Raw genomic sequence first — 23,842 nt, 5'->3', positions numbered from 1 at the left:
TATAGCTCAGATTAGGAGATTGCCATATGAGAGAACCATCAGAAATAGTGGATACCAACTTTGGCAGACTGTCCCTTGTAGATGAGTCGGCATATTTCGCGGAAGTTCCATGGAATAGAGGGATACACATTCGGCTGTTTGTTCATGTCGATGGGAAAGATCATCAACGGTGTGTTGAGAACGCTCGCAAAGTATTCTTTGAAGTTCAAAATAATGAAATGGAGTTATTACGCCAAGGCATTGATTTTGTTGAAGCTAGTGAATGGGAAAGCGGTTTCCTGAATGAAGAAGCTGAGGCCTCCATCGAAATATTTTCAAATGGCGAAGGACAGTTGGTCTATCTCCTTTTTATGGTTGGGAGCTTAATAGTTCAGTTTTCCCGTGAAGCTGCTTTTATGGAGGCATCCGTGATGCCTGGCTGAGCAATCTGCTGGAGGCATTGTCTCACAATAAAGCCAAATGTCAGGATTGTGGCTAACCATGCCTTGCACACGGACTGGGATTCCGCTGCGTTTCACCCAGCTAGTGAATGCCACGTTATAATTCACATTTCACCAGTACATTTTGACTTTAACAACCTGTTTCTTCGTTTCTTCCAACACCCCGTTTTTTTTTCTTTGCCGGAGGCCCTGTTTCTTGCCTTTTTGACCCGTTAAACCGGCATTAAAAAACGGCTGCCCAACCGTTATGGTCGGAGCAGCCGTTGGCGTTACTGGGGTTTCTTCGTTTCTTCAAATTATTCGTGGTCGGTTACCGACTCTTCACAACGGCACCCTTTTCCGACCTTCTTGGTTGGATGGCAGGAAAAACTCCAGTCAACCTGATCGGCTGGCAAGGTCGAATGCACCGTGCCTATGGTAAGCCCGCAGTGGTGCTGCACACAATGTCTTGCGGTTTCGAGTGAAGGCGCTTCGATACTGAATTCACCCGCGAATTCAAAAACCACCGGAATCTTGTACCTTTTCATGTTCATCAGCCCCTCCTCTCACGCCGCAACGGGAAGCTCGTTCGTTACGGAAACATCTTCCTGAGCACCAACAATCCCGGCTTTATCGAGGACAAAGTCGGCAGCTTGCTGGGCCTTGGCAGCGACGGTGAAGATGGCCTTGCTGTCGCCCTGGAGAATCTGCAGCCAATGGTGAATATATTCTGGATGCCTCATGTTCTCAAAGGGAATGCCGGTGTGGGCACCAAGGAAGGCGGCGCCGATCTCGGCCACCAACTCCTCGAAGGCGTAACCAAGATCACCGAACCGGGTGCCGAACACCCGGTTCAACCGGCTGGGGTGGCCTACCCAATGCACTGTCTCGTGGAAACCAGTAGCGTAATAAAAATCATCATGCTCAAAGCTGGACCGGTGCGGCAGAAGCACCATATCCGGACCCGGCAGATAGCAGGCCTGGTTTCCGCCATGCTTCAGGTTTGGCAGGGCCATGATCTGCTCCGCCAACTCATTGTAATCGTCCACATCCGGCGCCTCTTCTTCGACCAGCGGCGCTAGCTCCAGTCCCTCACACTGCTCCACATTGAACACCGTGTAGCTGCGGGCAAAGGGGATCAGCTTCCGCTCCTGTTCGTTGTCGGTAAGTGCGTCGGGTTCCGCATCGCCGTCCCGGTCCCTGGCCGGCAGAATCTTCCAGAAGACAATGGAGGCTCCTTTCTCGCCCTTGCGCACATGGCCGCCCAATTGCTCGGCATTGCGGAAGGTGAGCCAGCGGGGATCGACATGCCCTCGGGAGAGCGCCGCCAGGTTGAGCAGCAGGACGTTCATCCCCCGATAGGGCCGGTTGGTGAGCGCATTGCGGAATGGTCCGTAATGGACTGCCTGCCAGGGCTTGGCCCAGGGATTGACGCCGTCTTCCAGGGCGGTGATGATCTTGGCGGTGATTTCTTCGTAGATGGATACTTTTTGATTGTTCATAATCTCGCTCCTTGGTTGCAGGGGACGAGCCCGTTGGATCGTCCCCAATGGGTTTCATGCGGTGTGATGACCGGTTTCAGCAAGAGAGACGACCTCGTCACCCACGATCAGATGATCGAGGACCCGGACATCGATCACCTTGAGGATCTCGGTCAGGGTACGGGTGAGTTCCAGATCTTCCTTACTGGGTTGGATGCTGCCGGAGGGGTGGTTATGGGCCAGGATGACCGCTGCTGCATTGAGCTTTAGCGCCTCCTTGACGACCTCCCGGGGATGGACCGAGTTGCGGTTGATCGAACCCCGGAACATCTCCCGCCAGGCCAGCACCTGATGTCTTGTATCCAAAAACAGACAGGCGAACAGTTCATATTCCAGGCCGACCAACTTGAGACCGATGGCTTCTTTGGCGGCGGTAGGTGTTGATATAGCAGCCGCACGCCGGAACTGATAACCGCTCAACCTGCGGGCTTCGGAGAGGATGGTTTCCTTAGGTGCGGGTTCGTAGAACCCGCAGAGATCTCTGATGTAGAGCATGTGTGCCTCCTATGGACGAGGCACAACAGCCCATCGGGGCAGTGTGCCCCGTCAGGGATTGGTTTGAGTTCAAAAAGTATTCAAGCAGCCTGTCGGACCTCGGCCAGAACGAAATGGCTGAGTTGTGGCGGCTTGTAGACGCGAATGGGTTTGTGGTTGATTTCGCCATGTCCTTGGCGGTCATAGCTGCCGATCCTGCGACCCTGCCAATAGATGATCCCGGATTGCAGCCGGAACCGGTTGCCGTCCACATAGGCCACCGCCGCATTGCCCCGGAGATAGACCCGCCCCCTGATCACTAACTCGTGGCGGACCAGGGCGGTCTGCCCGTCGGGAAAACTGATGGTGGTTGTGGTGGTCACACGAGTTTCCTCGGTGGTGGTGATGATCCGGGTCTCATCGAGATCGAGCACCGAGGCCAACTCCCGCTGGCGATACCTGCTCCAGGCCGTGTTGACATCCTCCACAGGCTGCTGGCCGGTAAGGGCCTTGGCCAACTCGTACATCATGCTATTCTCCGATTCGGAGAGGGCAGCCAGCCCTTGCCCCGAGAGTTCGCCCTCAACCGCGAGCGAGGTTTCCATCTTCTGGGCCATGAGGCTGAGCGCCTTGTCCTGCATGGTTTCGGCATAGGCCAAGTAGAAGACCCGGACCGGCAGGTTCTGACCAATCCGCCAGGAACGCCGGCTGGCCTGTCTGAGGGTGAACACCGAATACCCGCACTGGAAGAAGACGATGGTCGGGAAGTCGAGCAAATCCAGACCGGTCTTGACCAGGTTGGGGTTAGAGAGCAGACAGTCATACTGGTTGGTGGCGAGGTTCTCCTTGAGCCAGTCTTCCCGCTGTTCCGGTTTGACCGCCTGTCCCCGCAGGACCAAAGGAGTGAATCCTTGCTGATGCAGCTTGTCCACCAGGGTGGGGAGCAAGTCGCGGGTGCCGGTGTGTTCGACAAAGACCGCCACCTTGCGACCCTGTTTGCGTTCGGTTGCCAGGATCTCCAACAGCCGCTTTTCCTTGGCCAGGAGGTTGATTTCCAGGGCCGGAGCCGAGGCGATCAATTCCTCCACGCCGCCACGTTCGAGATAGACTCGTTCGCCGAAGCGGCAACCATCCGGATAGGCCAGGAGGCTTTGCAGCATCTTGCCCAACATCCGCATATCCCCGCAGGCCAGGCCCTTGCGGGTGGCAGAGACCAAGGTGTTGGAGAGTTCGAAATAATGGGTTTGGAGTACGTCATCCATGGGTGTGGTGACGATGATTTCTTCGTAATCCGGCAGTGCCTGACTGACATCGTTCAGCCGGACAAAAGCGGAACGCTCCAAGAGCAGATCCGGCAGCAGCAAGGGGGAAATCCCCGGCGCTTCCTTGATCCGGGCCTTGCCGGTCTTGCGGCCAATGCTGGCCTGATTCCAGTCCGGGCCTAAATCATCGGCCTTGTAGGTGCGTTCCACCACCCCGTAGCGTTCGGCAAACCCGAGGGTGCGGCCGTATTCAAAACCAGCCTGCACCATCTGCCGGGGAAACATCCGCCAGAGGAGGTAGAACAAATCCTTCGAGTAGCCACCCATGAGGGTGCCGGTCAGCGCCAGCACCTTGCGGGAGCGGGCAATCAGGCAGGACATGGCCTGGCCCTGGGCGGTGCCGCCTCCCTTGAGTTCGTGGACCTCGTCGAGGATGACCAGGTCGAAGAACCCTTTGGGGAGATAGCGTTTGATGAACTCGGCCTTGGCATAGCGCCGGTTGCGTCCACCATCGGCCGACCACATCCGGGCCCGACAATGTTCGCAGACCGGTGCCGGGTCGCTCAGATTCAAAAAGACCTGAGCGCCACAATCCGGGCAGCAGGTTGCCCCTTGCCGGACCATGAGGCCGGGCTTGCGCTGGTAGTGCAGCTTGGCCCGCTCCTTGCCCAGGACCCAGATCTCGGTGCCCCGAGGTTTTGCAGGGTTATGTTTATGATCAAGTAATAAGGTCATGTCCCGGCCGTTGAGGTTGACACAGGTGCAGCCGGGCAGGGTTGCTTCCGCCTCCCGGATCCACTTGCGCACCAGATGACCGGGGCATTGAATGAGGATCCGTTTGGCCGGCTTGGGATCGACCGCGGCCACGGCCAGGCTCATGATCGTCTTGCCCGCTCCCATCTCGCCCACCAGGAAGGCACCTTTGCGGTCCTCCTTGTAGAGCGTCCGGGCAATGGGCAGGATGCCGCAGCGGATCTGGGCCTCAAACGGGGTGCGCTTGAGCTGGACCAGTTGTTCGCGGGCCTGCGCATCCCACTGATCCTCTGCCTTGGGCTGATAGACCGGGTGCATGGTGGTGATGACCTGGGACTTGAGTACCTCGCCCCATTGATCGAGAAATTCGCTTAAAGGGATGTCCATCGTCTGTCCTCCATGGTGAAGGCAGACGATCCCCGTCAGGGGAACGAATGCCTTCCCTGATAGGGTTGATTTGAATTCGGTTAACTGAGGTAATTAAGTCGGACCCCTTCCAGAATCCGTTCCTCCAGTTCATCCTCCTGCCAGTTGATTTTCCAGGCTTGCCGCAGTTGCGGATTGCCGAACGAGTAGAGCCGTTCCGGCTGCAGGACCTCGTCCCACAACCAGTCGCGCCACTTGGGTTTCAGCGGCATGGTGGTGCTGTTGTCCAAGCGATGATATGCCTGCTGCTTGACCGCTGCCATGTCCTCGCCAAAGACGATGACCGAGCAGGTGGTTTCGGTGTGCTGAGCCTTACGTTCGAACTGCTCAGCGCTGATCAGCACCTTGTTGACCACATCGCCGATCTTCCGCGCCCGGATGGAGCGGATGGTTCCCGGGGTGCGGCCCAACTCCAAGGGAGTGGGTTCGATCCCGGAGATCCGGCTGAAACCGCCGTTGTAGAAGTGGGCCGAGGTGGCCTGGATCCGGGCCGGGCTGCCGACCAGACTGAGCAGATAAGCCCGCGCCTGATCCGCCTGGATGCTGGCGATGAGACCATCGCAGTAAGTGACAAAGCCGTTGCTGCGGATGGTGAGATAGTCGTGCATGATGCCTCCTTGAAAAAAGAGGGAGACATCCCCACCGGGGAAGACTCCCCCAATGGGTTGGTGTGATTGAAGATTACAAAACTTAGCGGATGATCAGCATCTCGGCCTTGGCCATGTCGATGGCTTTGACCGTGGGCTGATACAGGTCACGGGTGGTGACCATGGTGTCGCCGCTGTTGTTCTCGGCTATGGAGTGTATTTTTTCCGTCTTGTGGACCACGCCCTTGATCACCAGCCGGCGGCCGTCTATCTCGATCTCGCCGTTCATGTAACCGCCGGCAAGCATCAGGGCTAGGTGGCCGTTTTTCAGTGGAGCAAGCGGCCGAATGGAGTGGCACTGTCCGGGTGCCAGATCGTGGGTGAGCAGATTCTCCAACAGCCCGCTCTTGCGGACCAGGGGGATAGCTTCCCGGGGATCGATCCGGCTGCACTTGAAGGTGCAGGGATGTTTGGGTGCTGGGATAACCAATCGTTCCGTACGGCTTTCTAACTGCGGAGCTGTTGCCAGAAAGATCTCCGGATCCATGCCGGCGATGCAGTTCAGCTCTTGCTCCATTTGGGCAGCCTTGGTCTTGGTCACCAGCGAGCGTTTCCGCCCCAGCACCAAACACTGGTGGAAGATGTGAAACTCCTCCTCCGGAAAGGCGTAGACCTGAAGGTCGATGAAATGCCGGGTCAGGATTGGTGCGCAGGCGGCCAGCACTGTGTAGGGGACAACCAGCACCAGCCAGCCATCCTTGTGCAGGGTTTCCTGGAAGCGTCTGAGAAAGAGGGCTTCCAGTCGCTGGGCCTGGGCCTCCGGCTCCAGACTGTAGTCATAGGGTGGATTGAGATAGAGCAGGCCAAAGGCGCCGGGTGAAATCCGCATCTCCACCAGAGCGTCGCCCCAGAGCAGATGGTCAATTCGTTGCCGAGCTTCGGTGGCCCGATCATGATCCAGTTCAATGCCATAGGTAATTGCGCCTGTTCTTTCTGCCAATGCGGCAAGTGTGTTGCCGTTGCCGCAGCAGGGATCGAGAATGCGGGCGCCGTCTTCAATATCAAGCAGTGTTTTGAGTTGGCCACGGATGCTTTCCGGTGTCGGATAGAAGCCGGCCTTGGCCTGTGAACCCAGTCGTGCCATGATGTTCTCCTGTGTTGGTGGTGGTGTATTCAGGGCTTTCTCAAGTGTTCGGTTTCGACCAGGAAATGCATCTGAGCTGTTTGCCCGAGCATAAAGCCATCCTGACCCTCTGTTTGGGCCAAATGCAGCAGGTCAGTCAAAAGATCGATGATTCCGGTTTCAAGCGTATCCAGTGGTTCACCTTTGCTCAGGCAATACTGATCAAGCGCCTGCCGGGCGGATTCGGTGCGTCGTGTCATGGTTGTTCTCCTGTAGTTCTTTCGCAAAAGGGCCTGAACCCCACAGATGTGGAGTTCAGGCATGGGGTGTTGTGAGTGCAATCAGTGGCAATCAGAACGGTACATCGTCGGAAGGAGGCGGATCCTGACCGTCTTCCGGTGGCACCGGAATATCGGTTCGTTCGCCGCCACCCAGCATCTTCATCTCACGGACAATAATCTCCGTGGTGAAACGGGTGACACCTCCTGCGTCCTGCCATTTGCGGGTCTGCAAACGGCCCTCCAGGTAGACCTTGGAGCCTTTCGAGAGGTACTCGGAGCAGATTTCAGCCAGGCGGCCGAAGGCAACAATGCGATGCCATTCGGTCGATTCCTGTGGTTTACCCTCGTTATCCTTCCACCGTTCGGTGGTGGCGATACGGAAGGTGGCCACGGCGACCTGGGTCTTGGTGTAACGGGTGTCAACGTCTGCGCCTAAATTGCCAATCAGCATGGTCTTGTTCAACATGATGATTCTCCTTGAAGAATGAGGTGATCGCTCTCCCCTCCATGGGGAGAGAATTGGGTGCATTATGGATGGGAAGAATGGGTTCAGGCGGCTTTCTTAATTTCCAGGAAGGCGTAGGAGCTGCTTTTCTGGAAATCATTCAGCGAGTGGTCATAGCCTTGAAGGAACTGGTTGAGTTGGTCCGTATCCAGCGACTTTCGTGTTCGGACCGCCTTGCGCAGCAGATGGCCATAGGCCTTGAGCGGACCACGCTGAGCAACGATGGCCAAGAGATCGCTCTTGCGCATGCCGATCTCTGCTTCCAGATCCTTTTGCTGGTGTTGCAGTTCCAGCAGGATCTCGACACTCTCCGTCAGCTCGCGTACCTCCTCGGCCTCGAACTTGGGGCAATCAATGAGGAAGGGGCAGTAGCCGCAGAGTGGTCCCACTTCCATGAAAGGAGTGGCAAGATCACCTGCACTGTAGGCTTGGTATTGGTTCCAGATGATGGCGGCCCGGTCGATCAGGCCGTGATAGATGGTGTCCTGGGGCGTGTAACCGCCAAAGAGCCGCATCCCCTGATCACCGAAATTGACCGCCAGGATGGCGCCTTTCTCCACGGTGTAATCGGGGAAGCTATCGGCCAGCAGTCCCATTTGCAGATAGAGTTGAGTCTCCCATGCGCCGTAGGGGTGTTCCGGGATGTTCTCCGGTGCTTTCACCTCCAGGACTGCCATGGTTTTGCGCACCTCCGAGATGAAGACAAAATCGAGATGGGCCATGACCGGGACAGCGCCCGCATGTCGAACCTCGGTTTGCCGCTGGAAGTTACTGAAACCGGCAACCATGAAGGCGGCGGCAACCAATTCCTCGGCCATGTGACCGCGTCGTTGCCGCAGCAGGGTGACGAGGTCGGCCTCGGGGGCATGGAGTTTTCTGAGAATGGTTTTGCGTGGGCAGGCGCCGATGTCGGAAGCCCCGAGATAGGTGCTTCGATCACCGAGCGTTTCCTCGGTCTGTTGGATGGCAAGCTGCTGTAGAGCGGCCTGCAAGGTGAGCATTAACTGGTCTGACATGGTGGTGTCCTCCTGGAAAAATGAGGGAGGATACACGGATTCCCGCCGAGGGAATGGTATCACTCCCCCTTTGGTTGGGTTGGGTTGAGTAGGGTTGAGCTGGTTAAGCTGCTTGCTTCATCCAGGTCTTGCCGGTTTTATCCCATTGAAAGCCTGCGGCCTTGAGCAGTTCCTTCTTGTCGAAAAGATGTTCGCCGATAGCGATGATCACGCCTTGACGGTTCTCGAAGGTAACGCCGGCGATTTTGGGCAAGGTTGCCTGCGTATCGCCTTGATTGGCAGGCGGCTCAACGGGTTGGCTGGTTTTGGATGCGGGTTTGGTTTTTGGTTGGGGAGCGGGTGGCTGAGTTCGTTGCGTTCCTTGAAGGTAGACGTTTTTTAACAGTCCCTTGTAGGCGTCGCTGCCGATGGACAACAGTGACATGCATTTCTGAATGGCATCCGTGATGGCTCCTTTCTGGGCATCGCCGACATTGCCTTTGACGATCTGCATCTGTCCCTTGTGTGAGCCCTTGCACAGCCAGTCGCCATCGATTTTTAAAAATAATCGAACCTCGGCGACCGCCTGGGACTCAAAAATCTCCTCCTTGGTCAATTCGTACCGCCAGTTTTCCGGACCGAGTACCTCATTAACGCTGTCAAAGACGTACTGCGGCCGAAAGCCGTACTTGATCTGACCGATCTGGTTACCTCCCTTGTCGGTCATCTTGACTTCCTGAATCGCCTCGATGCCAAATGCTCGCAAGCGTTCGTTGATCGATTGAATTTGTTCCTGCAATGGTGCCATGGTGTTGCCTCCTTATGAGTATGGGGGAACAAGACGACATGGCTCCGCCGGGAGCATGACGTAACAGCTCCCGATGGATGAGTGGGGTGGGGTATGTATTGAAAGACCGATAGGTTCAGCCTTTTCGAGAACTCGCAGAGAGAATACGGCTTCGAAAAGACAGAGAATGAGCTATCGGTTCAACGGGAAAAAGAGAATGAAGGGAACGAATCGAGCGATTCGTTTGTAGGGGTGCGTGCGCGACTCTTCCAGGTCAAAGAAAGACGTTCGCCTCTGCGATTAAACGTCTTTGGCCGGGGAAAGGCAGCGCCGCGTACTACTGGAGTTCAAGAACACGAAAATCGTGTTCAGTTAAGCCCTGGAAAGGGGTATCTCATTGGAAATGAGTCGGAATAATTAAGAATTAACCTACCGTTTTAAGGCAGAAATAGCAAGAGGGACAATGGAGAAAACGCTCAATATCACTGGAGCAAATCCAACCTCTGTCTCAATTGTTCTACTCGATCGTGGTTTGTAGAAACGAAATATAATTCTTCCAATGGAAAAGAATCAGAGCGATTAAGACTGTTTAACTCTTCAAGTACCTGAGCAACGGTATCCTGAAAGTTTTGAAAGGGCATGCTGCCCGATCCGGAACCAAACAAGGGAAGGGCAAGAGAGAAACAATTATTTTCGAAACATTTCCGCAAGACATTGGCAAGTGAACGATAAATCAACGCTCTGGTGAATTCATTGTCGGCTGTCCACCAGCCAAAGAAGATAACTCCTTTCAAAGGAGGAAAGGTGGTTAACGGAGTAAAAATTGCCTGACCCAATTCAAGAGATCCGTTTGGAAGAAGTTGCCGGGCATAGTTGGCCGCTGTTTTCAGTTCAGCGCCATACTTGGCAGCCAGTTGTTTGCCGAGAGAATAATTCATGTCCAAATGGAGATTAACATTACATGCTATGGCTTCAGTCTGCATAGCGAGAATATCTCCATGAATGCAATCAATATTGAGTTTGTCAAACCATGGCATGGGAGTGGCCCTATCCGCATTTGCTGTTTTTCTATTCTGTTAACTTGTCTACTTTTTTATCCGAAAAATTGTTCGTTGCCAAAATGGAACAGCATTATTTTTACTTTGCTGATGATTGATCGGAACAGAGTCTCTGGTTTGCAAAAATGTTAGCGCCAGGGAGATGGAAATCCCCAGCGCCCTGGCGACAAGGGCTGGGGAGGTAATCCCAAACCGCTCTTCCAGTTCAGCCACCCTGGCGATCCCCCATTGAATGGCCTCCTCCCTGATCGGTTGAACTGCACTTTCTTCCTTTGCCTGGTTCTTGTCGAGGGTTTCTTCCGTCCACCGGTCCATATCCACCTCCTTGGTTGGGTTCATGGAATATGTCGTTGGGCGTGATGAACGAGTGACAGAAAAATTGCATGCAGGGCAATTTGATACCGGATCAGTGTGTCCTCTTAGAAGGGCCTAGATAGAGATGGCCAACGTCCTCTGGCGGGATTCTTTTAACGGGAAGATTTTCGGACACTCCTCTGGCGCCACCAATGGCCTTGGTGGAAATATACTGTTGCTCCTTGTGCATCTGAATGGTCACGCGTGCTTTCGGCTCATCGGTCAGACCGTACCGTTGCTGGGCTTTTTTAAAGGATTCCCTACCAGGTCCGTGGGTTGTGGCAGTCATGTGGCGATTGGGTTCAATCCCTTTTTTCATCGCTGCTCTCGCCTCCCGGACCGTGGGGTAATACTTTTGCACCTGTTTGTCAGCATTCAACGTTCTGATCGGCAGATTTCCGTGTTCATGCTTGCTGGCATCGTACTGCAGATTCTTGGTGTTCTTTTCTGCCCAGTCGATTTTATTCTCCCGGTACAGACGATTGGCACGCTGGGATTCAGCTTGCTTGGTAGTCAGTTCTTTTGCTGCAGCCTTTTCCGCAGTCTGGCTACTGGTCGATCGGGCGGTTGCTGTTCTTTCTATGCTCGTGCGAGCAGCCCCTCTTTCTGCTGCTTCCTTCACGGCAACCCTCTGCGCCGCTTTTTCGGCGAGAGCTTTGCTGATCGAATTGGAGAGCACCCCGGCATGGGAGGGATGGATTGGAATCCCGATAGCAATAATAGAAACAGCGGTGAGCAGTATTGAAACCAATGATTTTCTAAGCCGCATTTGATTCGTCACCTTTTGAATTTTGTTCATAGAACAGCCTTTATAAAAATAATTTGACGGCATCTTGAATGTATCTGGCTTTTTAAATTTGCTCTTCTGGTGCAACATTGCCGCTGTCAATTTTCTTCCAAGCAAGGGGTCAGATTATTAAGGTCTTCTTCCCATGTTAGAGGTTGAATGGCGTTTATATGTTTGCTTGTTGTTTTCGTTGGACTTAGACGGTGGCTTGTGGGCCTTATGTTCTCCTGTCTTATGGTCGTCATGTTTTAAGTGGTTATCTGGCCTATCAGTTTTCCGTTCCCGATTAACCCAGTTTAAATGATGATTTTGGTCGTAATGTTTTGAGTGTATATCTGACCTGTTAAATTCCCGTTCTTGATACACGCGGTTTACGTGATGATGTTGATCCCATTCACGATTCATCCCGTGTACGTGATAATGCTGAGTTTGTTTCGAAGCATCCCATCTCATATCTTCTATATTTCTTAGAGATTTATGTTCATAACTATAGGTTTTTCTTGTGTAGTCTGATGTGGTGACCAATCCAGAACAGGAAACGAGGAATAGGTTCAAAATCATTGTTGGCAACAACAATATCCTAGGCAACATATGCTTCCTCCTTATGCCTGAACATTTTCATCTGCGGCGCCCGAACATTAAAAAACCAATAAGTTTAAAGGGCGCAAAGATCAGGAAGATGATCGAGCGCGCAACCAGATGCCCCTTGGCTTCATCCCAGGCTCGTTCACCGACGAGCAAGACGAGGAATATGGCCAGCACATCCATGACTAAATAGGCGATGAGCAGATACAGAACCCATTCGGGTAATTGGGCGAGGAGTGGATCAAGAACAATGGGGGCAACAATCATGACACCGCACAAAGTGAACAGCATCCCGGCGAGCTTTTTCTGCCCTAAAATGACAAGGAGGCCACCGCAAACCATCATCAGAGGAAGAAATTCCTGTGGAAGGAAGGCTAACAAGCCGGCTGTACGCATAATTTGACCTCCAGGTTTGTTTGATTGCCGTCTAAAGGCTCATTGCCACTTCTCAACGTGTCGATATTACCTGCTTTCTGTTCCATTTTTCCCAATGCTGTTTGGTATCAAATCGTTGCCCGTCTAGGTGCGCAGCAGGATTTTCGTTGAGACGATCGAGGTGTTAGGTTGAGATTTCCCCACCGGCTGGCTCCAAACCGGAGCGTTTGAAGTTGTGGTCAGGGCATCAAAGTCATTGGCCAGGCTTTGGGCAAGATCGCCCCCTTTCACGTTCTGATGCATAACAGCCGAGGTGCGTTTGAGAACAAGGCCAAGTTGATCCATCATTTTTCCAGTGCTTTGATTTCGGTTTGGCAGGTGCGACCTGAAAAACCCGACACATCAAGATTAAGGCCGCTACGTTCGTTCACGCTTGCCCAGATGCAGGTCGTCCTCTGGTTGCACGCACGGTGGTCCCCTTGATATTGACTTTATATCCCAAGTCTCTCAGAGTGCCTCCAACCAGTTCATGCAACAGTTCACCCTCAACGGTGGCAAGTTGTTGGTGGGTTCGTGCGGAGATGTCGCGAAGTTGTTGCTCGGCCTGCATGGCTCTGGCAGAAAGATTGTGACCGCTGCTTGATTGGGCCAGTTGCAGCAGGTTGCCCGCTTCACTTTTAATTTTATCCAACTCGGCATCGAGGTTGACCATCGCGGCAAGTTGTGGCACTCGTTCTATTGCCGAAACCATGGAAGAAAGAAGCAGGACGGCCAGTCCCTCTTTATGGCTCTGCAGGGAGGTGTGCTGGACGGTCAAATCAGCCAGGGGACGGAATTCGAGTGATCAGCAAGAAGATTACGTGTTGCACCGAGACCGCCAGCAGCGGCAATCTCATCCCGGGCTCGGGTAGGTAATCTTTCCTAGAGGGTGGGAATGTTCGGAGCCGGGGGGAGCTTTCATAAGATGGGGAATTGCTTACCTGCTCACTCATGATTGACCTCCATGACATTGAATTGATTGCATGAAATATCTCGCAAGAATGCCCCGGCTCTCCGCCCGCTCAATCTTTGCAGTACATGTCCCGAATCATGTTGACAACTTTCAGGCCCCAGACAGATACGCCCCTGCTGTAACCTTGCATATCTGAGCGATAATATTCCGGCGCGCGATGGTCGTTGGCACGACGGTCCGCTTCATCACTTTCCGTTCTGACGAGTTTTTCAATTTCCTTCAAACATGCCTCGAGTTCTTGCACCTTGATGATTCCTTGTTGTTCTTCCATAATTTGTTCTCCTGGTTGATTGTTTGTGACGATGACTTTGTTAAAAGCGATTCTGTTCCCAGGCTCGCTACGCCGGGGCCTTTGACAAGGCCAGGATCTTTCATAATTACTTAGAAACCCATATCCCACCTCCTTTGTTGTTACTGATTACGTCGCGTTATACCGACGTTTTGTGACAAAATTTGTAATGTTTTTTTAGTTGCTGTTATTAACACGGTCATTAATTTGCGGACATAAGCAACTATAATATTTTATATATTTAAATTATAAATTCAGCTAGTTGGAATGAATTTTCGCGGAATCACCTTCTTCAATGTCCGGCGATTAACGTACTCCTTAATATGCCTCTGCTTGCCGCTCAGGATGGTATCCTAAACGTTGAGACGAGGAGGGGAGTTGATTCCTTACTAACCGGATGACAGTGGAGCTTTAATTGTTCGGCTTCTGTTCCCAGGCGCCGTCCGCCCGGCCCGCCCTGCGGCAGACAGTGTGTTATGCTGTTAATCAATGGTTCATGCTGCGCCTCCGTGGTTGATGTGTTTACTGGATATGTCGTCTGTTTGCCTTGGATCGTGACAGATTTTTCAACTGATTTCGCAGTCGCAGAAAGTACCGATGCCAGTTGAAACCGTGCTCGTTTCATCCATGCACAGTTCATGGGCAGTGGTCATATTGGCGGTGCAAAGTGAATTAGGGAGGATGAATTTCCGGGGTGCCCCTGTAGCACCCCGGAATGGTGAAGGGAATCTTTGGTTCAGGATTGACTTTTGGTATGGTTCCAGCCGGCATCGTAGTCTGCTTTTTCCGATGAATCGGAAGGCGGATTGTAGGTAGAACTCGGTCCTCCACCGCAGAGCATACTGATGGTTCCGCCAACGAACCCCTGGGAATCGAAATGATCACTGGTGGTTTGGTTGTCTTGACTTGCGTCTGATTGCCCTTGATTGTGTGCGTTTGACATTGTTGTCTCCTTTGTTATTTTTTGATTGTGTTGTTTGACATGCGGTCGGCACCTTGCTAATCGCATGGTTCACCTAATGTTATGGGTGATATTAGGGGCAGGCTCGGAGCCCGCCCCTCGTTCCGGTGTGACCTATTTTTTCCTCCTGTCATTGCCGACGATTTTGCCGTGGTTGTTGGTCACATTGCCTGACTGGTGGTGATGGACTCGATGGCCCTCCTTGGTGGTGTTCCCGGCGCTGTTCTCGTGCCAGACATGGGTGACGCCTGCTTTGTCGTACTTGTTGACCACGGGTTTGCTGCTCATGTGTTCTCTCCTTTACTCTGGTGGTTGATGGAGCGGCCTTGGTGGCTGCGTTGTGCCCTTGCCTATTATGTCGTTTCAGCGGGACCTGTTTGTGACAGGGAAATTTTTTTTTCGGAGAACCCGTCCGCTTGAACAGTCAGGACAAAATGCATGGAAAAGTGCAGTTTTAGAGAGGATAAATTTCCGGGGTGCCCCTGTAGCACCCCGGAATGATGAGGGGAATCTTTGGTTCAAGACTGACTCTTGGTATGGTTCCAGCCGGCATCGTAGTCTGCTTTTTCCGATGAATCGGAAGGCGGATTGTAGGTAGAACTCGGTCCTCCACCGCAGAGCATACTGATGGTTCCGCCAACGAACCCCTGGGAATCGAAATGATCACTGGTGGTTTGGTTGTCTTGACTTGCGTCTGATTGTCCCTGATTGTGTGCGTTTGCCATTTTGTTCTCCTTATTGTGTTGGTTCAGGAATGGCCGTTGTGGCCGCGTTGTGCTTCTATCGTCAGTAATGCGATGAAGAATATGACAGTTAGTTTGAAGCTGATGTGCTTTTTTTAGCAGCATGGATTTTGAATGACCGCTCATCTCATTACTGCTTGATAAAGGACAGCACATTTTCGTCCGGATTGAGGAAGGTTACACGGGCTGCTTTCATCGCGGTCAAGGTTGTGGTCCATGTATCACGGATTTCCTTAGTATTTTTTAGGATCAAGGTCTTTTTCAAAGGCCATGACCACAACTTCAGCGCTACTCAGTTCGAGATCGATATTACCTTTGCAGTTATCCCGCATATCACTGGCGATCAGGATAATCTTCCGGATGTACTGATCCTGTGCGTTAAGACGGCCTGCACTGGCTGCAAGAAATCCGTAAATATTGGTTTTCGGACTTTTAAGAGGAACGATGCTGGAATATGGCCAATGGCCCCCTACTTGAGCGCTTCGGTTCGTGCAGTCGTTTCTTAGGCGATACGTGCACTGTTGGCCTTTGCTAGGAGATACTGCTTCTGGGCCACCATATTGTAACGACCTGGAGCCGGTTGATTGAACTCGGGCGGGACCGCTGGAATCTTGAGAGGCACGGGCAATAATTGAGTCTGTTCGCCATCGATATAACTCTTGTCGGTGACACGCCGCACTTACAGGGTGTCCCCTCCTGGTTCAAGGGAATGTATCAGCCGTTCGACCATTTTAATTACTTTGGGGCGCATAGTGTAGCTGCCGCTTTCATCGACACCGACGATGTACAGATTGCCGGCGGATTGACAGATTGAGGAGGAGGCGAGCACAAATAAGGTGATCATGACGAGTTGCAGAGTACGCATACGATATTCTCCAGTGGATTGATGGATGGGGAATTTCATCGGCTCACTTGGTGTTTTCGATTTCAGTTACTTTGTCGTCAGATTCATTTTTCTTGTTCCTTTGCCGTATATTTTTCGATCGCCGGGATAGCGGAAATTATCCCTTATCTCATTAGTCTTATTGATTGTTCTAGATGTGACAGACGATGGATTACTTGGCCCGGTTTAGGGGGGGTACTGACAGGTATGGTGTTTCTTCATCACACTCATCAGGACGATGAACTGCTGGATATCGTTGACACCGATGACAGGGTCATCGGTCAACAATGGAGATCGGTTCTCTATCTGGAAGGGGCTTGCAATTTCAGGGTAGTCAATGCCTTCTTGAGAAACGGCAGCGGCCAGTTGTGGATTCCACGGCGCGCAGCAGGGAAGAAACTCTTTCCCCTGTGCCTTGACATGAGCATGGGCGGGCATGTTGCTTCTGGCGAAACCTATGACCAGGCTTTTGCACGCGAGTTGAAGGAGGAGTTGAATCTCGAAGCCGCATTGATGCAGCCAAGAATCCTGGGCCGGCTTACACCCTATAGGCATGGGGTTTCAGCCTTCATGACCGTGTATGAGATCTGTGCCGACCAGACACCGATTTACAATCAGGATGATTTCTGCGCGTTCTATTGGCTGACGCCAAGCGAACTTATGGACAGGCTTAGGAGCGGCGACAAAGCCAAGGATGATCTTCCGAGATTGACGAACATCTTTTTTTCTTCGGAGGTGAGTTTCTGATCAAAAGCATGCGTTCTCAATGCGATCAAGTACACATTAGCCACATCTTCCCTTTGTAAATATATCGATAGAGAGTAATTTTTAACTGGCCTGTCACCAATTCGTCATCAGGATCGACTCAAGGGGTAGTCGGAATAAGTTCCTTTGAAAAAAACCTTTCCTGTCGTGAGGACAAGCCATGCCCGAACCTTCCCAGGATTTTCTCGACCCCTCTTTTTTGCTGCCGAATGTCGGTGCACCCTTCGTCATCGGTCTAGCTGTAGGGTATTGCGCCAAAAAGATGTTGCGCGCGGCTCTTTTGTTGGGTGGAATGATTGTCATCCTGTTTTTTGTTACAGAATATTACGGTATTGCCGTGGTCAATCATCACGAAATAGAGCGAGCGGCCCAATCAGCCATGGACTTGGCGAAACAATCTGGTGGCTTTCTCATGGATCGGCTCTCCCGATTCACCTGTCAGGGGGTGAGCGCTGGGGCAGGGTTTCTTGCGGGTTTGCGCATGGGATAACCTTTTCCGTTGTATGAAAGCGGGTTCAACTGATCGACGGATAACTCTTTTCCAAGGAGTGGCATGGCAAGAGCAAAAAACACACCTCTCATTCCTATCCTGCTGATCGAGGATAACCCAATAAGAATCCAATGGTTTCAGAATTACCTCCCAATCGGGTTTCGGCTCGTGGCCGTACGTAATGGCGGCAGTGCGCTGGGGATGTTGAAGAGAGATCGTGGCCATGTCCTTGGCGGTATCCTGCTGGACCATGATCTGCAGATGGGGGTGGTGACCGTTGCCGATCGGGATCTGTCAGGGACTCAAATGGTTGAAGCCATGATCGGCAACATCTCCAACCGTGTGCCAGTGCTCATTCATTCCATGAATCCGGGGAAGGCGCCAATCATGGTGAGAAGATTGGAAGAGGCCGGATTTGGAGTGACGAGAACATCTTGGTTTGACATCAACGACGCACTCTACCATGAATGGCTGGAAGAAGTTCGCGAGGCGTGGGAAGACAGGGATGCGTAGCGTGCAGATTTTTTGGGGCAATAGTCCAATATTCGTCGTAGCGGCTAAATCAAGCTCGAATGCCCCCGCAGGAGTCGGCCGTTCCACCTTGTAACGGAATGTTTTTTCTTTCCGAATGCCTTGGAAATTCACTACCATGTATCTTGGATTGCAGGAGGGTGTCGTTGAAAATCACATTATTACAGAAGGATATTGCAAGGGTAGACGCCGACGGTCTGGTGTTACCGGTCGACGGGCAAGTCTGCGCCATTGGTGGAACGGCAGCAGCAAAAGCCTTGAAAACCTCATCTACACACGAAGTGGAGAGTGTCGAGGAGCAAGGGGAACTGTATGTTGCCGTGGAGGAGGAAATCGCCAGAATAAAGCCGTTACGTCATGGTTATGCCAAAGTAATCGAGGGAAATGAAACATGGGGGCATCTTGTTGTCGCGGCCGCATTCTATCACCATGTGAATGACACCGTATTTTCTCCCCAGCAAGCCTCTGCCCTGCTGACCTCCGCCGTAAGAAACACGGCCGAAGAGAGTGTGAAAAATGGTCTGCAATCCATCGCCATGACCTTGATGGGAAACACTTACAGGTTGAGCGCCAGGGAGTCTATAATGGCAATAATGAAGGGGCTTGCATCGACACAGGCGGAATTCATCGAGGTCAAGTGGTGCATACTTAGAGATGAGTATTTTCGCTATGCCAAACAGCTTCTTGATTCCCTGTAGGCAGCTCTTGTCCTCCAGAAGTTGTCCTTGTCAGGCCGTCTAGAGCGGTTCCAAACGGTGGAAAGAGGACGGTAGGGCATATGCCCGGTGAATGCTAAACCATGACAACAAACAAGCAAGGAGAACGCCCGGCATGAATGAACGTAGCTGTCCCGCATGTGGCTCAACGGATGTGACCGTGCGCTCCAAAAACAAAGGGTTCCTCTGCGAGGATTGTGACCATCGGTGGCCGGTGGCGGGCCCGGAATCACCGACCACTGATACTCCAGCCGGCTCGGTTTCACCTCCAGCCGATACACTCTCCACCCTGGTGTTGGAGCGCTACCCTTTTCCTATCGCTTGGGGCTACCGCAGTATGCTCGAGTCCAAAACAGCCTCCTGGGCAGTGGACTGTGCCTTCTATGCCTACACCTCGGTGCTCCGCCTTACCGCCCTCATCTTTCTGGCGCAGTTTCTTCAATCTCAGACTCGGCAGTGCGAAAAGGCGGCTATCGCGTTGCAGTATCTGCGTCGTCCGTCCTTGGAAGGCTGGTTTCATGTGTTGAACACGTTGTGCAAGCACGTCTTTCTTCCGCAACAGGATCGGCAAGGAGGCTTTCCCACATTCAGCGAAGGTGGCCCTTTTGCCGCGGATCTGGTGCTTGCTGCCAAGCAATTCTCCAAATTACAGCGTAACGGCTTGAAGATCCATGAACGACTCCGTGACTTACGCAATGAACGAGCCCATGATTCTCCCTGGGATGAGGCGGAATGTGGCCGACGGCTGCCGGAAATACGTGAACTTCTCGATGTCGTTTTGCACACCTTCATTCCTGTGGCCTCCATTACCGTGTTGCGCCAAAGCCCAAACGGCGTGGTTGTCCTGATTGGCGGGCAGGAATTCTTTACCGAACAGAAATGTAACGATGCGCGAATGGAGGACCTGTTCGTCGAGTCATCGACGATTCTCAGGAATCATGATGACGATCTTCTGCCACTCTATCCCCTGTTCCTGTCCTCGGATGAGCCCTTGCCCCAAGGATTCACCGAACCTCTCCTGGTATTCGGGGGGCATGGCAAGGAAACGGCCCTCTATCTGGGGGTCAGAAGTCGAAGCGAACGCCAGGATACCCTCGCACGGTATCAGGACCTGCTGCGGGCAAAAAATATCGACCCAGGATTTGATTACAGAAAATTTGATCCCTGGAGCGTGAGCCAGTGGGCCAAGGAAACCAGCCTGGGGCTGGTCAACAACCTAAAGGGCGTGAAATATTTTCCAGACTTCTATCAGGTCCGTTTGCGTCGGAGCCCACAGGGTGCTACTACCGGAGGGGAACCAGCCGAGCAGATCCATGGCGTCGATGATGCCATCCGCCGCTGGCTCGATCATGGGCGAGAGGTGGCCTTGATGGTTGCTGCCGATGCGGGCATGGGCAAAACCTCGCTATTTTGCCGTCTTGCCGAAGATCTGCTGACCTCAGCCGACTCTGTCACCGAAGATCCAGTACAGGAAACCTGCGATAACAACGACTGCGTGCTACTCTTGTTGGGCGGAGCATTGCGCGACGACACCAGTCTTTTTGGCCGTATCCGTGATGGCCTAGGTTTTTTCTACGATCCCAAGACCATGGCACGACGTTTTGACGAACTGCTCACCGCCTGGCAGCAGCAGGCCCGGCAACAGGATGCTGATCACGAACAGCGCCGCCTCATTATTCTACTCGATGCGGTCAACGAGGCCCAAGATGCCAAGAAATTGTTGCAGGAAGTTGCGGAACTGGCCTCCATGGCTGCCGCCTGCAACAAGCGCTTGGGCCGGCAATTTGTCCGCCTCTTGGTCTCGGTGCGTACTGAACGGCTTTTTGTGCTCCTGGACCGATGGAATGAGACCGGCAGTAGCGGCCATTTCCTCGATCAGCCCCGCAATTTTGCCCATTTTCCTGACCTGCAAGGCGAGGATCAGCCCTGGCTCTGCCTTCGTCCCTTTACCGAAGCCGAGACCAGAGGCGCCTTTCAGGCCACCGCCACGGCCCTGGCTTCCTCCTGTCCGGCTCCTTGGGAACAACTTGCCCCGAAAACCCGAACACTGCTGCGCCATCCATTGATGGTACTGCTTTTTCACCAGGCTTTCGCTGGCCAAGAATATCCTCCTTCAACTCTTACCGAGGCCAAGGTGTGGGATGCCTGGCTGGATCGGAGCTTCGCCGCTAGCCAGGGGAGGAAAGGCTCCCTGAAAGAGCGGGTGCTGGCCTTGGCCGATATCTGCATTGATCAGGGTTATGAGCAGATTCCGGAATCCTTGGCCGACCAGTGGCACTGTCAATGGCAGGAGCGACTAGGGAACGATCCAGTGCGGATTGCCGCTGGTATGGATGACCTCGAGCGGATGGTCGAGTCCGGTTTTCTTCGGAAATCGGAATCTGGTGGTTTGGATTGGTTGAGCGACTCCCTGGCCGAACAGGTCATATTTCGTGCCCTACAGCGCCGCGATCCAGCCTTCTCCGAGGTAAGTCTTACCGCTTGGCTGCAACTACCCCAGACTGCCCGGTTCGATGGTGCCTTGACCAAGTCTGGGGAGATCGTTTTTGCTATTAATCCCAGTTGGTTGCATGTCTTTTTGCCATCGGGAGACATATTGGCAATGGGAGACTTACGCAGCTGTCTACTCTTGGCCCGGATACTTGAGCAGGTCGCCCCCTTGGGCACTGCTCGGTCGATTCAGGCGGAACTGGCCAGGTATGGCCAAAAGCTGCAAGCTTTATGCGGTTACGTTCTGCAGGAAAACCATACATCCAGCCTTGAGCGGTTATATTTTGGTCTGATGGGGACCGGCATAAACCTGAACAAACGGCTTGGGGCCAGCCCGGCCCTTCACCTGATTCACGCTCAGGGCCTGGAAATATGCGAGCGTATGGTGGAGCTGGAGCCGGATAATACCTCATACCAATCTTTCCTCGCCTACTTCTACCGCAAGATGGGCGAGATTGAGGTGCAGCGTGATTCTGAGGAGGGCCGGAGCTGGTACGGACGGGCACTGGAAATTAGAGAGCGTCTAGTGGCGCTGGAGCCGGAGGACAGCCACTACCAGTTTGAACTCCTTGAATCCCTTATTTTGATGGGCAGCGTGGAGCAAATGCGCGATCCCGAGCAGGCCGGGCGCTTGTTCGAACGGGCCTTGGAAATTAGTGATAGTCTAGTGGCGCTGGAGCCGGAGAATACACATTATCTGTTTAGTGTCTCCATGTCCCTCCACATGATTGGCTGCGTGGAGGAGCTGCGCAATCCGGAGTTAGCCCGGCGCTGGTACGTCTGGGCCCTGGAAATAATGGAGCGGCTAGTGACGCAAGAGCCGTTGGACACCAATCACCTGCGTGGTCTTTCCACCTTTTACCTTGCGATTGGCAAGATCGAGGAACTGGGCGATCCTAAGCAGGCCCGGAACTGGTACGGCCAGGCCCTGGAAATTAGTGAGAGTCTAGTGGCGCTGGAGCCGGAGGACGCCAGTAACCTGCGTTATCTTTCCGCCTCCTACCTTGGGAAGGGCAGGATGGAGGAGCAGCACGACCCTGAGCAGGCTAAGCGCTTGTACGAGAGCGGGTTGAAAATTCATGAGCAGTTAGTGGTACTGGAGCCGGAGAATACTGTTTATCTGTTTGACCTTTTCTGTGACTGCATTGGGATGGGCGAAATTGAAGAGCGTCGCGATCTTGAGCAGGCCCGGAGCTGGTACGGCCGGGCCCTGGAAATTATTGAGAGTCTAGTGGCGCTGGAGCCTGATACCAGGGGATATCTATATAACCTCTCCGTCTCCTGCGAACGGATGGGGGACATGGAGAAAACGCGCGATCCCGAGCTTGCCGGGCGCTGGTACGAACGGGCCTTGGAAATTAGTGAGCGACTGGTAGCGCTGGAGCCGGAGAACACCCAGTATCTGCGGGATCTTTCCATCTCCTGCGACAAGATGGGCGACCTGGATGGCCGCCGCGACCCGGAACAGGCGCGTAAATGGTATGCCAAGGGCTTGGCCATCTGTGAGCGTCTGCGGGAGCTGGAGCCGGAGAACACCGAGTATCTGCGGGATCTCTCCGTCTCCTGCGACAAGATGGGCGACCTGGATGGCCGCCGCGACCCGGAACAGGCGCGTAAATGGTATGCCAAGGGCCTGGCCATCCATGAGCGTCTGCGGGAGCTGGAGCCGGAGAACACCGAGTATCTGCGGGATCTCTCCGTCTCCTGCGACAAGATGGGCGACCTGGATGGCCGCCGCGACCCGGAACAGGCGCGTAAATGGTATGCCAAGGGCCTGGCCATCCATGAGCGTCTGCGGGAGCTGGAGCCGGAGAACACCGAGTATCTGCGGGATCTCTCCGTCTCCTGCGACAAGATGGGCGACCTGGATGGCCGCCGCGACCCGGAACAGGCGCGTAAATGGTATGCTAAGGGCCTGGCCATCCATGAGCGTCTGCGGGAGCTGGAACCGGAGAACACCCAGTATCTGAATGACTGTCTGTCTTCCTGCCATCGGTTGGCAGCAACAGAGCGCGAGGATGCGGGTGCCGCCATCATCTGGTGGCGGCGAGGTTCAATGTTCAGCGCCCATATGGCCGATCTTCTGCCCAATATTGAGAATAAGAAAATCCTCTGTCAATGGCTTTTGCAGGTGGCGATACGGGAACAAGCAGCCAATCCGCAAGTGGCCTTGCAAGGCTACCAGCGTGCCCTAAAAATCCTTCAGGAGTTAATCAGGGAGTATCCGGAGGATGCCATGCTCTGGAATCTGGTGGCATTTGCCCAAGGGTTGATCGCCCAGTTCTATCAGGACCAGGGAGACCCGACCAGGGAGCATGGACATAGTGTTGAGGCCGATGTGGCCATGCAGCGTGCTGTTGCCCTCAAGCCTGAAGATGCGGATATCCAGTATGGCCTGGCCTGCACTCGCGCCCGGCTGGGCAAGGAGGTTGAAGCTCTGACTGCCCTAACCCGGTCCGTCGAGTTGGGCAACACCGATGCCGACCACGCAGAGCAGGACAAAGATCTCGCCTCGCTGCGCGACCTGCCCACTTTCCAGGCCCTCCTCGTCCGGATGCGGGATGTGAAGGCAGAGTAGATGTCGAAAGGAAATCAGATGGAAGAGATGGACACGATCGTTCGTCATCCCAAAGATTTTAAATGGTTAGGA

The 23,842-nt window shown here is 53.5% G+C and carries 28 protein-coding genes; 6 read left to right on the top strand and 22 right to left on the bottom strand.

From position 1 onward, the window contains the following. Nucleotides 1–26 precede the first annotated feature (26 nt). Nucleotides 27–422: a hypothetical protein gene (locus ACHZCX_RS14385; protein ID WP_319587904.1), complete on the top strand. Its 396-nt coding sequence runs from the start codon at nt 27–29 to the stop codon at nt 420–422. 314 nt (nt 423–736) lie between these two features. On the opposite strand, the gene ACHZCX_RS14380 is transcribed toward ACHZCX_RS14385, so the two are convergent. The 22 genes from ACHZCX_RS14380 to ACHZCX_RS14275 all read right to left on the bottom strand — a co-directional run bounded on the left by ACHZCX_RS14380 (nt 737) and on the right by ACHZCX_RS14275 (nt 16,182). Beyond that, nucleotides 737–973 (bottom strand): hypothetical protein, encoded by a 237-nt coding sequence (locus tag ACHZCX_RS14380; RefSeq protein WP_319587903.1) that lies wholly within the window; start codon nt 971–973, stop codon nt 737–739. A 12-nt stretch (nt 974–985) separates the two neighbouring features. Beyond that, complete coding sequence (locus tag ACHZCX_RS14375; protein ID WP_319587902.1) at nt 986–1,921, bottom strand: zincin-like metallopeptidase domain-containing protein; 936 nt, start codon at nt 1,919–1,921, stop codon at nt 986–988. Nucleotides 1,922–1,975: 54 nt separating this feature from the next. Beyond that, entirely contained in the window at nt 1,976–2,455 is a 480-nt protein-coding gene (gene radC / locus ACHZCX_RS14370; RefSeq protein WP_319587901.1) for a DNA repair protein RadC, read from the bottom strand. Between the two features lie 80 nt (nt 2,456–2,535). Next, nucleotides 2,536–4,836 carry a DEAD/DEAH box helicase gene (locus ACHZCX_RS14365; protein ID WP_319587900.1) on the bottom strand — a complete coding sequence of 767 codons (2,301 nt, stop codon included), beginning with the start codon at nt 4,834–4,836 and terminating at the stop codon, nt 2,536–2,538. Between the two features lie 80 nt (nt 4,837–4,916). Further along, a complete protein-coding gene (locus tag ACHZCX_RS14360; RefSeq protein ID WP_319587899.1) occupies nt 4,917–5,483 on the bottom strand; it encodes a hypothetical protein in 567 nt (188 codons plus the stop codon). 82 nt (nt 5,484–5,565) lie between these two features. Further along, nucleotides 5,566–6,609: a DUF6094 domain-containing protein gene (locus ACHZCX_RS14355; RefSeq protein WP_319588737.1), complete on the bottom strand. Its 1,044-nt coding sequence runs from the start codon at nt 6,607–6,609 to the stop codon at nt 5,566–5,568. 26 nt (nt 6,610–6,635) lie between these two features. Continuing rightward, nucleotides 6,636–6,845 (bottom strand): hypothetical protein, encoded by a 210-nt coding sequence (locus ACHZCX_RS14350; RefSeq protein ID WP_319587898.1) that lies wholly within the window; start codon nt 6,843–6,845, stop codon nt 6,636–6,638. Nucleotides 6,846–6,936: 91 nt separating this feature from the next. Beyond that, nucleotides 6,937–7,332: a single-stranded DNA-binding protein gene (locus ACHZCX_RS14345; RefSeq protein WP_319587897.1), complete on the bottom strand. Its 396-nt coding sequence runs from the start codon at nt 7,330–7,332 to the stop codon at nt 6,937–6,939. An 83-nt stretch (nt 7,333–7,415) separates the two neighbouring features. Further along, the gene (locus ACHZCX_RS14340) at nt 7,416–8,387 is read right to left on the bottom strand and encodes a hypothetical protein (RefSeq protein ID WP_319587896.1); all 972 of its coding nucleotides are present in this window, start codon (nt 8,385–8,387) and stop codon (nt 7,416–7,418) included. A gap of 103 nt (nt 8,388–8,490) precedes the next feature. Continuing rightward, nucleotides 8,491–9,174 carry a hypothetical protein gene (locus tag ACHZCX_RS14335; protein ID WP_319587895.1) on the bottom strand — a complete coding sequence of 228 codons (684 nt, stop codon included), beginning with the start codon at nt 9,172–9,174 and terminating at the stop codon, nt 8,491–8,493. A 461-nt stretch (nt 9,175–9,635) separates the two neighbouring features. Further along, on the bottom strand, nt 9,636–10,190 hold the full coding sequence (locus ACHZCX_RS14330; protein WP_319587894.1) for a macro domain-containing protein: 555 nt from the start codon (nt 10,188–10,190) through the stop codon (nt 9,636–9,638). Between the two features lie 48 nt (nt 10,191–10,238). Beyond that, complete coding sequence (locus ACHZCX_RS14325) at nt 10,239–10,550, bottom strand: hypothetical protein (RefSeq protein ID WP_319587893.1); 312 nt, start codon at nt 10,548–10,550, stop codon at nt 10,239–10,241. Between the two features lie 67 nt (nt 10,551–10,617). After that, the gene (locus tag ACHZCX_RS14320) at nt 10,618–11,442 is read right to left on the bottom strand and encodes a hypothetical protein (RefSeq protein ID WP_319587892.1); all 825 of its coding nucleotides are present in this window, start codon (nt 11,440–11,442) and stop codon (nt 10,618–10,620) included. 528 nt (nt 11,443–11,970) lie between these two features. Then, a complete protein-coding gene (locus tag ACHZCX_RS14315; protein ID WP_319587891.1) occupies nt 11,971–12,333 on the bottom strand; it encodes a hypothetical protein in 363 nt (120 codons plus the stop codon). Between the two features lie 123 nt (nt 12,334–12,456). Further along, nucleotides 12,457–12,660 carry a hypothetical protein gene (locus ACHZCX_RS14310; protein WP_319587890.1) on the bottom strand — a complete coding sequence of 68 codons (204 nt, stop codon included), beginning with the start codon at nt 12,658–12,660 and terminating at the stop codon, nt 12,457–12,459. A gap of 79 nt (nt 12,661–12,739) precedes the next feature. Beyond that, a complete protein-coding gene (locus ACHZCX_RS14305) occupies nt 12,740–13,129 on the bottom strand; it encodes a hypothetical protein (RefSeq protein WP_319587889.1) in 390 nt (129 codons plus the stop codon). Between the two features lie 244 nt (nt 13,130–13,373). After that, nucleotides 13,374–13,595, bottom strand: coding sequence for a hypothetical protein (locus ACHZCX_RS14300; RefSeq protein ID WP_319587888.1), 222 nt, complete (start codon nt 13,593–13,595; stop codon nt 13,374–13,376). A gap of 754 nt (nt 13,596–14,349) precedes the next feature. Continuing rightward, entirely contained in the window at nt 14,350–14,556 is a 207-nt protein-coding gene (locus ACHZCX_RS14295; protein ID WP_319587887.1) for a hypothetical protein, read from the bottom strand. 132 nt (nt 14,557–14,688) lie between these two features. Beyond that, a complete protein-coding gene (locus ACHZCX_RS14290) occupies nt 14,689–14,862 on the bottom strand; it encodes a hypothetical protein (RefSeq protein ID WP_319587886.1) in 174 nt (57 codons plus the stop codon). A 230-nt stretch (nt 14,863–15,092) separates the two neighbouring features. Further along, nucleotides 15,093–15,299, bottom strand: coding sequence for a hypothetical protein (locus ACHZCX_RS14285; RefSeq protein ID WP_319587885.1), 207 nt, complete (start codon nt 15,297–15,299; stop codon nt 15,093–15,095). Between the two features lie 520 nt (nt 15,300–15,819). Further along, a complete protein-coding gene (locus ACHZCX_RS14280; protein ID WP_319587884.1) occupies nt 15,820–15,996 on the bottom strand; it encodes a hypothetical protein in 177 nt (58 codons plus the stop codon). After that, a complete protein-coding gene (locus ACHZCX_RS14275; protein WP_319587883.1) occupies nt 15,997–16,182 on the bottom strand; it encodes a hypothetical protein in 186 nt (61 codons plus the stop codon). 21 nt (nt 16,183–16,203) lie between these two features. On the opposite strand from ACHZCX_RS14275, the gene ACHZCX_RS14270 reads away from it, so the two are divergent. From ACHZCX_RS14270 to ACHZCX_RS14250, 5 genes are all read left to right on the top strand, one after another. Beyond that, complete coding sequence (locus ACHZCX_RS14270) at nt 16,204–16,947, top strand: NUDIX domain-containing protein (RefSeq protein WP_319587882.1); 744 nt, start codon at nt 16,204–16,206, stop codon at nt 16,945–16,947. Nucleotides 16,948–17,125: 178 nt separating this feature from the next. Next, nucleotides 17,126–17,455, top strand: a complete 330-nt coding sequence (locus ACHZCX_RS14265) for an FUN14 domain-containing protein (protein WP_319587881.1) — start codon at nt 17,126–17,128, stop codon at nt 17,453–17,455. Nucleotides 17,456–17,518: 63 nt separating this feature from the next. Beyond that, nucleotides 17,519–17,968, top strand: a complete 450-nt coding sequence (locus ACHZCX_RS14260; RefSeq protein WP_319587880.1) for a cyclic-phosphate processing receiver domain-containing protein — start codon at nt 17,519–17,521, stop codon at nt 17,966–17,968. Between the two features lie 164 nt (nt 17,969–18,132). Beyond that, nucleotides 18,133–18,684, top strand: a complete 552-nt coding sequence (locus tag ACHZCX_RS14255) for a hypothetical protein (RefSeq protein ID WP_319587879.1) — start codon at nt 18,133–18,135, stop codon at nt 18,682–18,684. Between the two features lie 133 nt (nt 18,685–18,817). Then, nucleotides 18,818–23,770, top strand: a complete 4,953-nt coding sequence (locus ACHZCX_RS14250; RefSeq protein ID WP_319587878.1) for a TPR end-of-group domain-containing protein — start codon at nt 18,818–18,820, stop codon at nt 23,768–23,770. The last annotated feature ends 72 nt before the right edge of the window (nt 23,771–23,842 follow it).

The sequence above is a fragment of the uncultured Desulfobulbus sp. genome (genome assembly GCF_963662935.2).
In the GTDB taxonomy this organism is placed as follows: domain Bacteria; phylum Desulfobacterota; class Desulfobulbia; order Desulfobulbales; family Desulfobulbaceae; genus Desulfobulbus.
The sequence above is the reverse complement of the archived record's forward strand: the minus strand, read 5'-3'. Positions and strand labels throughout refer to the sequence as shown.